Annotated in this window: 17 protein-coding genes; 14 read left to right on the forward strand and 3 right to left on the reverse strand. The window is 58.1% G+C overall.

Features of this window, described 5'->3' with window-relative positions; genetic code table 11:
- The 3 genes from DD606_RS15640 to DD606_RS15650 form a co-directional block, all read left to right on the forward strand.
- A partial coding sequence (locus tag DD606_RS15640) for an ABC transporter permease (RefSeq protein WP_139158319.1) occupies positions 1-712 on the forward strand: 712 nt, incomplete at its 5' end.
- Positions 699-1,700 carry a galactofuranose ABC transporter, permease protein YjfF gene (gene yjfF, locus DD606_RS15645; RefSeq protein ID WP_023302976.1) on the forward strand — a complete coding sequence of 334 codons (1,002 nt, stop codon included), beginning with the start codon at positions 699-701 and terminating at the stop codon, positions 1,698-1,700. The genes DD606_RS15640 and yjfF, both read left to right, overlap by 14 nt.
- 93 nt (positions 1,701-1,793) lie before the next feature.
- A complete protein-coding gene (locus DD606_RS15650) occupies positions 1,794-3,362 on the forward strand; it encodes a methyl-accepting chemotaxis protein (RefSeq protein ID WP_063868795.1) in 1,569 nt (522 codons plus the stop codon).
- 40 nt (positions 3,363-3,402) lie between these two features.
- Here the strand turns inward: DD606_RS15650 and fbp are convergent, their stop codons facing one another.
- Positions 3,403-4,401 (reverse strand): class 1 fructose-bisphosphatase, encoded by a 999-nt coding sequence (gene fbp / locus DD606_RS15655; RefSeq protein WP_003856070.1) that lies wholly within the window; start codon positions 4,399-4,401, stop codon positions 3,403-3,405.
- A gap of 179 nt (positions 4,402-4,580) precedes the next feature.
- Between fbp and mpl the strand changes: the two genes are divergently transcribed.
- Positions 4,581-5,954 carry a UDP-N-acetylmuramate:L-alanyl-gamma-D-glutamyl-meso-diaminopimelate ligase gene (mpl, locus tag DD606_RS15660; RefSeq protein ID WP_023315280.1) on the forward strand — a complete coding sequence of 458 codons (1,374 nt, stop codon included), beginning with the start codon at positions 4,581-4,583 and terminating at the stop codon, positions 5,952-5,954.
- An 86-nt stretch (positions 5,955-6,040) separates the two neighbouring features.
- Here mpl and yjgA read toward each other — a convergent pair whose 3' ends face one another.
- A complete protein-coding gene (gene yjgA / locus DD606_RS15665; protein ID WP_003856072.1) occupies positions 6,041-6,592 on the reverse strand; it encodes a ribosome biogenesis factor YjgA in 552 nt (183 codons plus the stop codon).
- 95 nt (positions 6,593-6,687) lie between these two features.
- Here yjgA and pmbA point away from each other — a divergent pair, with 95 nt between their 5' ends.
- On the forward strand, positions 6,688-8,040 hold the full coding sequence (pmbA, locus tag DD606_RS15670) for a metalloprotease PmbA (protein ID WP_015572506.1): 1,353 nt from the start codon (positions 6,688-6,690) through the stop codon (positions 8,038-8,040).
- A 42-nt stretch (positions 8,041-8,082) separates the two neighbouring features.
- Entirely contained in the window at positions 8,083-8,469 is a 387-nt protein-coding gene (gene cybC / locus DD606_RS15675) for a cytochrome b562 (protein WP_022650280.1), read from the forward strand.
- A 70-nt stretch (positions 8,470-8,539) separates the two neighbouring features.
- Here the strand turns inward: cybC and DD606_RS15680 are convergent, their stop codons facing one another.
- Positions 8,540-8,695, reverse strand: coding sequence for a Hok/Gef family protein (locus tag DD606_RS15680; RefSeq protein WP_017383916.1), 156 nt, complete (start codon positions 8,693-8,695; stop codon positions 8,540-8,542).
- A gap of 416 nt (positions 8,696-9,111) precedes the next feature.
- Between DD606_RS15680 and DD606_RS15685 the strand changes: the two genes are divergently transcribed.
- The 8 genes from DD606_RS15685 to DD606_RS15720 are packed head-to-tail and all read left to right on the forward strand — an operon-like array spanning position 9,112 to position 14,594.
- Complete coding sequence (locus tag DD606_RS15685; protein ID WP_026080657.1) at positions 9,112-9,450, forward strand: PRD domain-containing protein; 339 nt, start codon at positions 9,112-9,114, stop codon at positions 9,448-9,450.
- 10 nt (positions 9,451-9,460) lie between these two features.
- The gene (locus DD606_RS15690; protein ID WP_006810339.1) at positions 9,461-9,823 is read left to right on the forward strand and encodes an SFCGS family glycine-rich protein; all 363 of its coding nucleotides are present in this window, start codon (positions 9,461-9,463) and stop codon (positions 9,821-9,823) included.
- 2 nt (positions 9,824-9,825) lie between these two features.
- On the forward strand, positions 9,826-10,125 hold the full coding sequence (locus DD606_RS15695) for a DUF4312 family protein (RefSeq protein WP_023324060.1): 300 nt from the start codon (positions 9,826-9,828) through the stop codon (positions 10,123-10,125).
- 22 nt (positions 10,126-10,147) lie between these two features.
- The gene (locus DD606_RS15700; protein WP_058652376.1) at positions 10,148-10,924 is read left to right on the forward strand and encodes a DUF4311 domain-containing protein; all 777 of its coding nucleotides are present in this window, start codon (positions 10,148-10,150) and stop codon (positions 10,922-10,924) included.
- A gap of 13 nt (positions 10,925-10,937) precedes the next feature.
- Positions 10,938-11,579 carry a DUF4310 family protein gene (locus DD606_RS15705; RefSeq protein ID WP_003856081.1) on the forward strand — a complete coding sequence of 214 codons (642 nt, stop codon included), beginning with the start codon at positions 10,938-10,940 and terminating at the stop codon, positions 11,577-11,579.
- 42 nt (positions 11,580-11,621) lie between these two features.
- Positions 11,622-12,755 (forward strand): amidohydrolase/deacetylase family metallohydrolase, encoded by a 1,134-nt coding sequence (locus tag DD606_RS15710; RefSeq protein ID WP_063978780.1) that lies wholly within the window; start codon positions 11,622-11,624, stop codon positions 12,753-12,755.
- Positions 12,739-13,857: a DgaE family pyridoxal phosphate-dependent ammonia lyase gene (locus DD606_RS15715; protein ID WP_032608372.1), complete on the forward strand. Its 1,119-nt coding sequence runs from the start codon at positions 12,739-12,741 to the stop codon at positions 13,855-13,857. Before DD606_RS15710 ends, DD606_RS15715 begins: the two co-directional genes overlap by 17 nt.
- Positions 13,854-14,594 carry a KDGP aldolase family protein gene (locus tag DD606_RS15720; protein WP_023315284.1) on the forward strand — a complete coding sequence of 247 codons (741 nt, stop codon included), beginning with the start codon at positions 13,854-13,856 and terminating at the stop codon, positions 14,592-14,594. Before DD606_RS15715 ends, DD606_RS15720 begins: the two co-directional genes overlap by 4 nt.
- Positions 14,595-14,693: the final 99 nt, after the last annotated feature.

A 14,693-nucleotide genomic window follows, 5' to 3' on the forward strand; every position in this document is an offset into this window, starting at 1 on the left:
CAGCCTGCCGGTGGTCCTGCTGGCCGCGCTGGGCTCCGGCGTGCTAGCTGGGCTGTGGAACGGCATTCTGGTCGCGGTGCTCAAGATCCAGCCGTTTGTCGCGACGTTGATTTTGATGGTGGCCGGGCGCGGTGTGGCGCAGCTTATCACCTCCGGTCAAATCGTCACCTTTAACTCCCCGAATCTTGCGTGGATCGGCAGCGGTAATTTTCTGTTCTTCCCGACGCCGGTGATCGTCGCGTTGGTGACGCTGGTGGTGTTCTGGCTTTTCACCCGCAAAACGGCGCTCGGGATGTTCATCGAAGCGGTGGGGATTAACATTCGGGCCGCGAAAAACGCCGGGGTAAATACGCGGCTGATGGTGATGCTGACTTACGTGCTGAGTGGCGTCTGTGCTGCGATTGCCGGGGTGATCGTGGCCGCCGATATTCGCGGAGCGGATGCCAATAACGCCGGACTCTGGCTCGAGCTGGATGCAATCCTTGCGGTGGTTATCGGCGGTGGATCGCTGATGGGCGGACGTTTTAATCTGCTGCTCTCAGTGGTGGGGGCGTTGATTATTCAGGGTATGAATACCGGTATTTTGCTCTCCGGGTTCCAGCCGGAGCTGAATCAGGTCGTCAAAGCGGTCGTGGTGCTTATCGTGCTTATCGTGCAGTCGCCGCGCTTTATCACTCTCATTAAGAGGTTCCGCGGTCATGATAAAACGTAATTTGCCGTTAATGATCACGCTGGGCGTGTTCGTGCTGGGATACCTTTACTGCCTGACCCAGTTCCCGGGCTTCGCCTCCACGCGGGTGATTTGCAACATCCTGACCGACAATGCCTTTTTAGGCATTATCGCCGTCGGCATGACGTTTGTGATCCTCTCCGGCGGGATCGATCTCTCCGTTGGGTCGGTGATCGCCTTTACTGGCGTGTTCCTTGCCAAGGCGATTGGCTTTTGGGGCATTTCGCCGCTGCTGGCTTTTCCGCTGGTGCTGGTCATGGGCTGCGCGTTCGGCGCCTTTATGGGGCTTTTGATCGATGCGCTGAAAATCCCGGCCTTTATTATCACCCTCGCCGGGATGTTCTTCCTGCGCGGCGTGAGCTATCTGGTGTCGGAGGAGTCAATTCCCATTAACCACCCGATCTACGACACGCTCTCCAGCCTGGCGTGGAAAATCCCCGGCGGGGGGCGCCTGAGCGCAATGGGGCTGCTGATGCTGGGCGTGGTGGTGATCGGGATCTTCCTCGCCCACCGTACCCGGTTTGGTAACCAGGTTTATGCCATTGGCGGCAGCGCCACGTCCGCGAACCTGATGGGAATTTCCACGCGCAGCACGACTATCCGCATCTACATGCTTTCGACCGGGCTGGCCACCCTCGCGGGGATTGTATTCTCGGTTTATACCCAGGCAGGCTATGCCCTGGCGGGGGTGGGCGTTGAGCTGGACGCCATTGCCTCGGTGGTGATTGGCGGTACGCTGCTCAGCGGCGGGGTGGGGACGGTGCTCGGCACGCTGTTTGGCGTGGCGATCCAGGGGTTGATTCAGACCTATATCAACTTCGACGGCACGCTCAGCTCCTGGTGGACCAAAATTGCCATCGGCATTCTGTTGTTTATTTTCATCGCGCTCCAGCGCGGCCTGACGGTGCTGTGGGAGAACCGCCAGAGCTCGCCTGTTACCCGGGTGAATACCTCTGTAACAGGGCGATAACATGCTGAAATTGCTTAAACTCTAAACATTTTCCGGTAGCGGCCGATACTCTTTTTTTATGCCCAGAAATATCTCGCTACCGGAAATAACATCATGCTTAAAACGCTATCGATTCGTACCGGCTTGCTCTCTTTACTGGCCGTTATGACCCTTCTGCTGCTGATTGTCAGCGGCATCGGCATTTATGCCCTTACACAAAGTTCCTCTTCTCTCCAGCGCATCAATCATCTTCAGGGTGAACAGATGGTGCAGCTGAATGCCGGCTATACGCTGATCCTGCGCGCGCGTAACGAAGCGGGGCAGGCCGTCCGCATGATGGAGGTCGGCCTGCTGGACGATGCGGCCAGGGCGGTCAAAACCATTAACCAGGAAGTGGCGCTGGCACAGAAAACGCTGAAGGGCGTGATCGGCAGCGGCGTGGCGGATGAGCAGGGGCAAAAGCTGCTGGATAACGTCGCCGCGAGCCTGGCGGTGTACAACCAGCAGGGTATCAGCCCGATGCTGAAAGCCCTGAACGAGCAAAGCGCGGACAGCTATTACGATCTGCTGGAAAACAAGCTGGTCCCGGTGGCGAAGCAGTTTGATAACGATATGCAGGCGTTCCAGGCATGGAGCGAGGCGCGCGGCAAAGCGGAGGTGAGCGCCGTGCAGGCGAGTAAAACCCGCGTGCTGATCCTGATTATCGTCGCGGCGCTGCTGACGGCTGGCATTATCGTGCTGGCCTGGCTGGTTCTGCGCCATATGCTGCTCAAGCCGCTTTCAGCCTCGATTGCCCAGCTGGAACATGTGGCGGCCGGGGATTTAACCCATACCCTGAACGCGCCGGCGAGCCAGGAATTTAATCGCCTTAACGCGGCGATCGAAGGGATGCGCCAGTCGCTGATGGACTCCGTTCTGCGGGTGCGTGACGCCAGCTCGCAGATTGATACCGGCAGCCGCGAGCTGACGGCCGGGAATATGAACCTGGCTCAGCGCACGGAATCCACCGCCACCTCGCTGGAGCAGACGGCCGCCAGCATGGAAGAGATCACCGCCACGGTGAAACTTAACGCCGATAACGCCGAGCAGGCGCACCAACTGGCGAAGTCGGTCTCCGATACCGCCGATCACGGCAGCGAAATGGTCTGCTATGTCATTGAGAAGATGCGCGACATCTCCGGCAGCTCGGCACGCATCGCCGATATCCTGAGCGTCATCGACGGCATTGCCTTCCAGACCAATATTCTGGCGCTGAACGCCTCCGTTGAAGCGGCGCGTGCGGGTGAGCAGGGGCGAGGTTTTGCGGTCGTGGCGGGTGAGGTGCGTAATCTCGCCAGCCGCAGTGCTGATGCGGCGAAAGAGATCCGCTCGCTTATCAGCGATTCGCAAACCCACGTGAACGAGGGCAGCGAGCTGGCGCAGCAGGCCGGTGAGACGATGGACGAGATCGCCACCGAAGTACTGCGTATGACCAAACTGATGCGTGAAATTGCGACGGCCTCTCAGGAGCAAAGCCGCGGTATTGAGCAGGTGAATATCGCTGTCAATCAGATGGATGAAACGGCGCAGCAAAATGCGGCGCTGGTCCAGCAATCATCTGCGGCAACACGTTCCCTGGAGGAGCAGTCTCGCGAGCTGATGGAAGCGATGGCCTCCTTCAAATTGACGACGCAAACGGCATGACGAAAAAAAGGGGAGCCTGACGGGCTCCCCTTTTCGTGCGTTACGCGTCCGGGAATTCGCGGATCATGCGTTCAACGTCATCCACCATATGGCGGTTGCCGACGAAGAACGAACGGCGCTGGTGCAGGCTTTCTGGCACGATATCCAGAATACGCTCTTTACCGTCGCTCGCCTTGCCGCCTGCCTGTTCGGCCAGGAATGCCATTGGGTTGCACTCGTACAGCAGACGCAGTTTTCCGTCCGGGTGGCTGGCGGTGCTTGGGTAGAGGTAAATACCGCCCTTCAGCAGGTTACGGTGGAAATCCGCCACCAGCGAGCCGATATAGCGTGAGGTGTACGGGCGCTGGGTGGCTTTATCCTCTTCCTGGCAGAATTTGATGTACTTCTTCACGCCGTTCGGGAATTTGATGTAGTTGCCTTCGTTGATGGAGTAGGTGTTGCCCTTCTCCGGGAAGCGCATACGCTCCTGGCACAGGCAGAACACGCCCAGGGACGGATCGTAGGTAAAGGCGTGTACGCCGCAGCCGGTGGTGTACACCAGCATGGTGGACGAGCCATACACCACATAACCGGCAGCAACCTGTTTACTGCCCGGTTGCAGGAAGTCTTCTTCCGTCACCGGCGTGCCAACCGGCGTTACGCGGCGGTAGATGGAGAAAATGGTACCGACAGAAACGTTAACGTCGATGTTGGAGGAGCCGTCCAGCGGATCCATCAGAACAACGTATTTCGCGTGTTCACACCCTTCGAATACGACGATCTCATCTTCTTCTTCAGAGGCGATACCCGCAACGATGTCGCGCGCGCGCAGTGCTGCTTTCAGTTTTTCATTGGCGAACAGGTCGAGTTTCTGCTGAACCTCACCCTGAACGTTCTCGGCACCGCTGGCACCCAGGATATCGACCAGACCGGCCTTGTTGATATCGCGGTGGATGATCTTAGCGCCCAGCTTTATTGCCGACAGCAAAGCAGTGAGCTCACCCGTAGCATGAGAGAACTCGTGCTGCTTCTCGACAATAAATTCACCTAACGTTTTCATAACACTTTCCCTGCATCTTATGTTGAGTAAAGCGGTTGATGTCCAACAATCTTAACAAACATTCAAATATTAGCGCAGAGGTGAATCGCGCCAGCAAAATACGGATTTACCTGAAATGCGTTTCACAGCCGCTGACATGTGAGTAAAATGTGCGCCACATTGAAGAAGGATAGTGACGTATGCGCATTCATATATTGGGGATTTGTGGCACTTTCATGGGCGGACTGGCAATGCTGGCGCGCTCGCTGGGCCATGAAGTGACAGGTTCGGACGCCAATGTGTATCCGCCGATGAGCACGCTGCTCGAGAAGCAGGGAATTTCTCTGATTCAGGGATACGACGCCAGCCAGCTGGAGCCGCAGCCGGATCTGGTGATCGTGGGTAACGCCATGACCCGTGGGAATCCATGCGTTGAAGCGGTGCTGGAACGCAATATCCCGTACATGTCTGGCCCGCAGTGGCTGCATGATTTTGTCCTGCGCGACCGCTGGGTTGTCGCCGTTGCCGGGACGCACGGCAAAACCACCACCGCCGGTATGGCGACCTGGATCCTCGAAGCCTGCGGCTACAAGCCGGGCTTCGTGATCGGCGGCGTACCGGGGAATTTCGACGTCTCCGCGCGTCTGGGCGACAGCCCGTTCTTTGTGATTGAAGCGGATGAATACGACTGCGCGTTCTTCGACAAGCGATCTAAATTCGTGCATTACTGCCCACGCACGCTGATCCTCAACAACCTTGAGTTCGATCACGCGGATATCTTTGACGACCTGAAAGCGATTCAGAAACAGTTCCACCATCTGGTGCGCATTGTTCCGGGTCAGGGCCGCATTATCCTGCCGGAGAACGACATCAACCTGAAGCAGACCCTGGCGATGGGGTGCTGGAGCGAGCAGGAGCTGGTTGGCGAGCAGGGGCACTGGCAGGCGAAAAAGCTCAACGCGGATGCCTCCGAATGGGAAGTGCTGCTCGACGGTGAGAAAGTGGGCGAGGTGAAGTGGGGCCTGGTGGGCGAGCACAACATGCACAACGGCCTGATGGCGATCGCCGCGGCGCGTCACGTTGGCGTACTGCCTGCGGATGCCGCCAATGCGCTGGGCACGTTTATCAACGCCCGTCGCCGTCTGGAGCTGCGTGGCGAAGCCCACGGTGTGACGGTGTATGACGATTTCGCGCACCACCCAACGGCCATTCTGGCGACGCTTGCCGCATTGCGTGGCAAAGTTGGCGGCACCGCGCGCATTCTGGCCGTGCTGGAACCGCGTTCGAACACCATGAAAATGGGCATCTGCAAAGACGACCTCGCGCCGTCCTTAGGGCGTGCCGACGAGGTCTTCCTGCTGCAACCGCAGCATATTCCGTGGCAGGTGGCCGAAGTGGCCGACGCCTGCATTCAGCCAGCGCACTGGAGTGCGGACGTGGATGTCTTAGCGGATATGGTGGTGAAAGCCGCACAGCCTGGCGATCACATTCTGGTGATGAGCAACGGCGGGTTTGGCGGGATCCATCAGAAGCTGCTGGACGGTCTGGCGAAGAAAGCCGCGGCCGCAGAGTAAAAAAAGACCCGGTGGCGCTATCGCTTACCGGGCCTACATTATCTCTTCTCCCTCTCCCCTTTGGAGAGAGGGCTGGGGTGAGGGGTTTACTCTTCGTTCTCAGACAGCTCGCGCAGATACTGGAAAATCAGACGCGCTGACTTCGGCGGCTTATTCCCTTCTTTCTCTTTCTTCGCGTTACGGATCAAAGAACGCAGCTGCTGGCGGTCGGCATTCGGCCACAGGTTCAGCACTTCAGGTACCGCGTCATCACCTTGCTCGATCAAACGGTCGCGGATCTGCTCCAGCTTATGGAACAGCGCAACCTGCTGGTTGTGGCGGTTCTTCAGTTTATCCAGCGCCTGACGGATCGGCTCAACATCGCGCTGACGCAGCAGTTTCCCGATAAGCTGAAGCTGGCGGCGACGCCCTTCTTTCTTGATTTTCTGTGCCAGTTCAATGGCATCACGCAGATCCTGGTCGAGCGGGATCTTATCCAGCGCGTTTTTACCCAGTTCTACCATTTCTGCGCCAAGCTGTTTTAACTCTTCGGCGTCACGTTTAATTTCACTTTTACTGACCCAGATGATCTCATCATCTTCGTCTTCGATGTCATCACCGGGAACGTCGTCGAGCCAGTCTTCGGGCTGCTTAGTCATGTCAGGCTCCTTAAAAAAAGAGGCTAATGTTACCAGTTAAGACGCGCACTGAAAAACGGTTCTCTGTTAGACTTCACTTAACTCTCTCTTACAGTATGGCATTTGCGATGAAAGTAACCTCACAAGTTGAAGCGCAGCGTAAGATTCTGGAAGAAGCCGTCTCCACCGCGCTGACGCTCGCTTCAGGTAAATCAGATGGCGCCGAAGTGGCGGTCAGCAAAACCACCGGCATTAGCGTGAGCACCCGCTATGGCGAAGTGGAGAATGTAGAATTTAATAGCGATGGCGCGCTGGGGATCACCGTGTATCACCAGAATCGCAAAGGCAGCGCGTCGTCTACCGATCTCAGCCCGGATGCCATCGCCCGAACGGTGCAGGCGGCGCTGGATATCGCGCGTTACACCTCCCCGGATCCTTACGCTGGCGTGGCCGATAAAGAGCTGCTGGCGTTTGACGCGCCGGATCTCGATCTGTTCCATCCCGCGGAAGTGACGCCGGATGAAGCCATTGAGCTGGCCGCGCGTGCCGAGCAGGCCTCTTTGCAGGCTGACAAACGCATCACCAATACCGAAGGCGGCAGCTTTAACAGCCACTACGGCATTAAAGTGTTTGGTAACTCCCATGGAATGTTGCAGGGGTACTGCTCAACCCGCCACTCGCTTTCCAGTTGCGTCATCGCCGAAGAAAACGGCGACATGGAGCGCGATTACGCCTATACCATTGGCCGCGCGCTGGGGGATTTGCAGTCTCCGGAGTGGGTGGGTAAAGCGTGCGCCGAACGCACGCTGTCTCGCCTGTCGCCGCGCAAGCTCTCCACCATGAAAGCCCCGGTGATTTTTGCCAACGAAGTGGCGACCGGTCTGTTTGGCCATCTGGTAGGCGCTATCGCGGGCGGTTCGGTGTACCGTAAATCGACCTTCCTGCTCGACTCGCTGGGCAAGCAGATCCTGCCGGAATGGCTGACCATCGAAGAGCACCCACACCTGCTGAAAGGGCTGGCCTCCACGCCGTTCGACAGCGAAGGCGTACGCACGGAACGCCGGGATATCGTGAAAGACGGCATTCTGACCCAGTGGCTGCTGACCAACTACTCTGCGCGTAAGCTGGGGCTGAAAAGCACCGGGCACGCGGGTGGCATCCACAACTGGCGCATTGCCGGACAGGGCCTGAATTTTGAACAGATGCTGAAAGAGATGGGCACCGGCCTGGTGGTCACCGAGTTGATGGGGCAGGGCGTGAGCGGTATCACCGGCGATTACTCTCGCGGTGCAGCGGGCTTCTGGGTCGAAAACGGTGAAATTCAGTATCCGGTGAGCGAAATCACCATCGCCGGCAACCTCAAGGACATGTGGCGCAATATTGTTACGGTCGGTAACGATATTGAAACACGCAGCAATATTCAGTGTGGTTCTGTATTACTGCCTGAGATGAAAATCGCCGGGCAATAATCCCCGTAAAAGCGTGATTAATAATAAAAAAGGAAGTGAGCAATGCGTAAACACCTGTTAGCGATCGTCGCGGCTTCAACGCTGGTTCTTGGCTCATCTGCGTTTGCTGCCGATCTCGAAGACAACATGGACATCCTCAGTCAAAATCTGAAGGTGGTGCAGAAAACCGACAATGCGGCGGAAATGAAAGACGCACTGACGAAGATGCGTGAAGCTGCGCTGGATGCGCAAAAAGCGACGCCGCCGAAGCTGGAAAGCAAAGCGGCAGACAGCGCCGAGATGAAAGACTACCGCCACGGCTTTGACGTGCTGGTCGGCCAGATTGACGGCGCGCTGAAGCTGGCGAACGAAGGCAAAGTGAAGGAAGCCCAGGCGGCAGCCGACCAGTTTGCGGCGACCCGCAACGCGTATCACAAGAAGTATCGTTAATTGGGTGCCTGAGCTGTACGTCCTCTCTCCGTATGCGGAGGCGCATGATGCGCCCCCGCATCGTTGCTCCCTACTTGCCGGAGCGACAATCCATCCGCGCTGTCACTTCAAGCGAGCCATTACGAAAACGGATCTCGCACAGTGTTTTCCTCGTTACCAGCGTTAAGATGATTATTGTCAAAGAAATAATCATCAAAACCCCGATACTTGGGTTTCTGCGTTTCATGGATGCCTCCTTGCTTTAAAGCGGGCGAGGTAGCGAACTCCACGGTGTGACGTGTCGTTTCGAGCCCCCGCCCTGATTTTTTATCAGGCGGGGCTTTCCACTTTCCGTCCCATGCCTGAGACGGTCAGTCTCAAGCACCCGCCGCCACTCTAGCGAATCTCCATAAGAAAACCTTATCCACGTCACATTTCTACGAGCCTGCTCGTAATCTTTTCCACTCCGCTTATCAGTCTAATACCGCGTAATAGCGTGATATTCATCACGTAAATCCAGCGATTTATACAGATTCACCGCATTTATGTGGCACAGATCACTGCCGCTGCTCGCCTTTCCACTTCGAAGTGGAAAACAACTCGCTACAAACAATTCCCCCTCGACGTTAGTTTTATTCCAGAGCCATTAACGGGGTAAGACGAGTGATTAACGGAGCGGTAATGAACGACGTTGGGGAACAGGCGGTGCAAACAGAACAGCTCGCGAACACCATGCTTCAGCAGGTCTACGCCCTGCTGGCCCGGCACAACATCATCCCCAACGCGGTACAGGAGCAGATGCTGACCTCCCACGTTCGCGCAATGGCGCACCGGTCCGTGACCGGCGAGCCGCTGCCGGAGGTTGAAGCAGAGCTGTTCGACGAAATTTCACCAGATTCAATGCAACTTGCCCGTGAAGTGGTAGCGCAGTTCGGCAACCTTCCTGATGAAGAGGCCTGGCTGCTCTCCGTTCACTTCGAAGTCGCGAAAGACAACCTTTAAGGAGCAACACATGGAACAGATTACAGTCGTGATTGGCGATCGCCTGGGTAAAGGTCAGAAAGTGGCTGCGGGTGTGGAAAAAGCCGGCGGACGCGCGGTTGTCGTACCGGGCATGGCAGCGGATATGAAGCTCGGTGACGTGATGAAAGCAGAAAACGCCACCTTCGGGATCTCCTTCTGCGGCAGCGGCGGCGCGGGCGCCATCACCGCTCAGACCAAATATGGCTACAAGGCCAAATACGGGATGCGCTCCGTGGATGAGGGTGTGACCGCCATCAACGAAGGCTGCAACGTGCTGGGCTTTGGCTTTATGGATAAAGAAGAGCTGGGCGAGCGTCTGGTACAGGCGTGGCAGAAGAAATACGGCGCGTAAGCATGAAAGAACAGTTCACAACCACGGTGAGAGTGAAGGGGAAGGGCGACGCCAAAGCGCGCGCCTTTGCCGACGCGCTCAACCACGTTCAGGCCGCGGTGATGAAAACCTCACCGCATATCTTACTGCGTATTGAGCCACAGGATGTGCAGGTCGTTCAGGCGCAAGAAGCGGTGCGAAAAGAAGCGTTTCTGTTCTTCTTTCTGCGCCGGGAAAGACGCACCTACAGCGTGGAGCTGGATGTGACCGTCAACGTGACAGCCATCAATCTCGACCAGGTGGATTTCGTCACGCAACGCTGATTATTCATAAAAGGGCAGACTGATGTTCTTAATTATATTAATAAAATCGCTCATCATCGGCGGCCTGGTAGGCGTCGGTGTCGGGGCCGGGGCTGCACGCATGTTTCATGCGCCTACCACTCAGGGTATGGGCGCGTTTCGTACGTTGGGGGAACTGAACTCCTGCGAAGGGGATCCGGCGTCCCACTTCTCCTTTGGGTTAGGTTTCTTCTTTAACGCCTGGGCCTCTTCCGTGGCCGCAGGTGCCTTCACACAGGACGTTGACCACCGCATCATCCCAAACTGGGGTGCTGCCGCGCTGATGATCAAAAACCGTAACGTCGGTGAAACGCTGCATGACCCGCGCAAAATGGCGATTGCCTGCGGCATCATCGGCATGATTGTCGTGACCTTCCTTAACCTGACCGCCTCCTCCGTGCCCGCAGCGCTTCAGGTCACCGCCGTGAAGGTGCTGGTGCCTGCCGCGAACCTGCTGGTCAACACCGTGATGCCGGTAATCTTCTGGCTGGCGGCCATCGACGCGGGTAAAAAATCGGGCTTCTGGGCCACCATCTTTGGCGGCGCGGCACAGCTGATCATGGGTAACGCCGTACCGGGTCTGGTACTGGGTATTCTGATCGGTAAAGGCGTGGAGGAGAGCGGCTGGAACCACGTCACCAAAGTGATGATGGGGGCGATCGTTCTGCTCTTCGTGCTGAGCGGCTTCTTCCGCGGCTTCGACATGAAGATGATCGAATCCTTCCATCTGACCGTGCCGAACTGGCTCGACATGATCCACAACTCGCTCAGCGGTAAATAACAGGAGCCTCGACATGGAACAGAATAAAGGTTTTTGGTATGCCGACTGGTCGTTCCCGATCTTCGTTGGCCTGCTCTCCTCCGGCGTCTTTGCCGGGACGCACATGTACTACCTCTACGGCATCGGCGCGTTTAACGAAGTGGCCTTCGTGGCGATGCTGAAAGCGGGCATTGATACCGGCGTTTACGGCGCAGTGGCGGCATTTGGCGCGAGCTTCCTGTTCGCCCGAATTATCGAAGGGTCGCTGGTAGGTATTCTTGATATCGGCGGGGCGATCCAGACCGGCGTGGGCCTCGGCGTACCGGCGCTGCTGCTGGGCGCGGGGATCATGTTCCCGGTGACCAACTTCATTGCCTCGCTGATTACCGGCCTGGTGATTGGTCTGGCGATTGGCTACGTCATCATCCTGGCGCGTAAGTTCACCATCAACCAGAGCAACTCCACCTACGGCGCAGACGTGATGATGGGCGCGGGTAACGCCTCCGGCCGCTTCCTCGGGCCGTTGATTATCCTCAGCGCCATGACCGCCTCCATTCCAATCGGCGTCGGTTCCCTGGTAGGCGCGCTGCTGTTCTACATCTGGCAGAAGCCGATTACCGGTGGCGCCATCCTCGGCGCAATGATTTTGGGATGGCTGTTCCCGGTCGCCCTTTAATACCCGCGGGCGCTCCGGCGCCCGCCCTATCAGGAGAACCCCATGTTTGATTTACTCCTGCGCCGTGCGCGCCTCGCCGACGATACCCTGACCGATATCGCCATTCAGGACGGGAAGATCGCCGCGACGGGCGAAATTGACGCTCCCGCCCGTAAAACGGTTGAGCTTAACGGTGATGTGTTCGTCAGCGCGGGCTGGATTGACTCCCACGTCCACTGCTACCCGAACTCCCCGATTTACCACGACGAGCCGGACAGCGTGGGCATTGCCACCGGCGTCACCACCGTGGTGGACGCGGGCAGCACCGGGGCCGACGACGTGGACGATTTCTACACCATCACCCGCAAAGCCTCCACCGAGGTGTTTGCCCTGCTGAACATCTCCCGCGTGGGGCTGATCGCCCAGAACGAGCTGGCCAATATGGCCAATATTGACGCCGACGCGGTGAAAGAGGCGGTGAAACGGCATCCTGATTTTATCGTCGGCCTGAAGGCGCGCATGAGCAGCAGCGTGGTCGGTGAAAACGGCATCACCCCGCTGGCGCGCGCGAAAGCGATCCAGAAAGAGAACGGCGACCTGCCGCTGATGGTGCACATTGGCAACAACCCGCCGAACCTCGACGAAATCGCCGAGCTGCTGAGCTCCGGCGACATCATCACCCACTGCTACAACGGCAAGCCAAACCGCATCCTGACGCCCTCCGGCGAGCTGCGTGCCTCCATTACCTCCGCCCTGAAGCGCGGCGTGCGTCTGGACGTTGGCCACGGTACGGCGAGCTTCAGCTTTGAAGTGGCGAAGCGCGCTATTGCGATGGGCATTCTGCCGCACACCATCAGCTCGGATATTTACTGCCGCAACCGCATCAACGGCCCGGTCGGCTCGCTGGCAAGCGTGATGTCGAAATTCCTCGCCATCGGCATGTCATTGCCGCAGGTGATTGACTGCGTCACCGCCAACGCCGCCGACGGCCTGCGCCTGACGCGCAAAGGCCGCATTCAGCCTGGCCTCGACGCCGATCTGACGCTGTTTACCCTCAAGCGCCAGCCGACGGTGCTGACGGATGCCGAAAACGACAGCCTACAGGCTGAACACATTCTGGTGCCGCTTGCCGCGATCCGCGCGGGCAAGGGCTACATGACCGAACAAGGGAGCACGGAACATGCCTTCGATTTATGAGAAGTACAACTTAAAGCAGGTTATCAACACCTCTGGCCGCATGACGGCGCTGGGTGTCTCCACGCCGCGCCCGGAAGTGGTGCAGGCGGCGATGGACGGCATGAATCACTATTTCGAGATGAAGGATCTGGTCAATAAAACCGGGGAATACATCGCGAAGCTGCTGGAGGTGGAAGGGGCGACGGTGGTCTCCTGCGCGTCGGCGGGCATTGCCCAGTCCGTGGCGGCTGTGCTGGTGAAAGACAGCGACTGGCTGCTGGAAAACCTGCACGTCACACCGATTGAAAATAACGAGATCGTCCTGCCGAAAGGCCACAACGTGAATTTTGGCGCGCCGGTGGGCACCATGGTGGCGCTTGGCGGCGGCAAGCTGGTGGAAGCGGGCTACGCCAACGAATGTTCCGCCGATCAGCTGGCGGCGGCGATCACCCCGCGCACGGCGGCTATCCTCTACATTAAATCGCACCACTGCGTGCAGAAAAGCATGCTCAGCGTCGAGCAGGCGGCGGTTGTCGCGCGTAAACACGACTTGCCGCTGATCGTTGATGCCGCGGCGGAAGAAGATCTGCATACCTATTACCGATCCGGCGCCGATCTGGTGATCTACAGCGGCGCGAAGGCGATCGAAGGCCCAACCAGCGGCCTGGTGATTGGCAAAACCCAGTACGTTGAGTGGGTGAAGCGCCAGACGGCGGGCATTGGCCGCGCGATGAAGGTGGGCAAAGAGGGCATTCTTGGCCTGACCTGCGCCATCGAACACTACCTGACGGCCACCAAGGAGAGCGGCGCCGAGATGGTGGCGAAAATGACGCCGTTTATCGAGGCGCTCAACACCCTTAACGGTGTGACCGCGCGCGTGGTCTGGGACAGCGCCGGACGCGACATCGCCCGCACCGAAATTAAGTTCGACGAAGCCACCACCGGCGTCGGCACGGGTGACCTGGTGAATGCGCTCAAGCAGGGCGAATACGCCATCTATTTCCGTGGCTACAAGGCCAACGAAGGGATTATTGAGGCGGACGTGCGCAGCGTAAACGCTGACCAGCTGAACATTGTGTACCGCCGCATTAGTGAAGTATTAGGACAGGAGAAAAACGCATGAAACTGACCCCCAACTTTTACCGTGACCGCGTCTGTCTGAACGTGCTGGCAGGCTCAAAGGCCAACGCCAGCGCCATCTATGAGGCGGCGGAAGGCCACGTGCTGGTGGGCGTGCTCTCCAAAAATTACCCGGACGTGGCGAGCGCGGTCGCGGATATGCGTGAATACGCGAAGCTGATTGATAACGCGCTCTCCGTTGGCCTGGGCGCGGGCGATCCGAACCAGTCGGCGATGGTGAGTGAAATCTCCCGCCAGGTGCAGCCGCAGCACGTTAACCAGGTCTTTACCGGCGTGGCCACCAGCCGCGCGCTGCTGGGGCAAAATGACTCCGTGGTCAACGGTCTGGTCTCTCCGACCGGTACCGTCGGGATGGTGAAAATCTCCACCGGCCCGCTGAGCAGCAACGCGCCGGACGGCATTGTCCCGGTTGAAACCGCCATCGCCCTGCTGAAAGATTTCGGCGGGAGCTCCATCAAGTACTTTCCGATGGGCGGCCTGAAATGCCGTGACGAATACCAGGCGGTGGCGGAAGCCTGCGCCCGTCACGACTTCTGGCTGGAGCCGACCGGGGGAATCGATCTGGAGAACTTCGAGGCGATCTTGCAGATCGCCCTCGACGCGGGCGTGAGCAAAATCATCCCGCATATCTACAGCTCGATTATCGATAAAGCCAGCGGTGATACGCGCCCAGAAGATGTGCGCACGCTGCTGGCGATGACGAAGAAGCTGGTGAAGTAAAACCTGCCCCTCACCCCAGCCCTCTCCCCAAAGGGGAGAGGGTGTAATCGTCCCCTCTCCCCTTTGGGGAGAGGGTTAGGGTGAGGGGAAACAAACCGC

The organism is Enterobacter cloacae complex sp. GF14B, from assembly GCF_004136805.1.
Lineage (GTDB): Bacteria > Pseudomonadota > Gammaproteobacteria > Enterobacterales > Enterobacteriaceae > Enterobacter > Enterobacter hormaechei_C.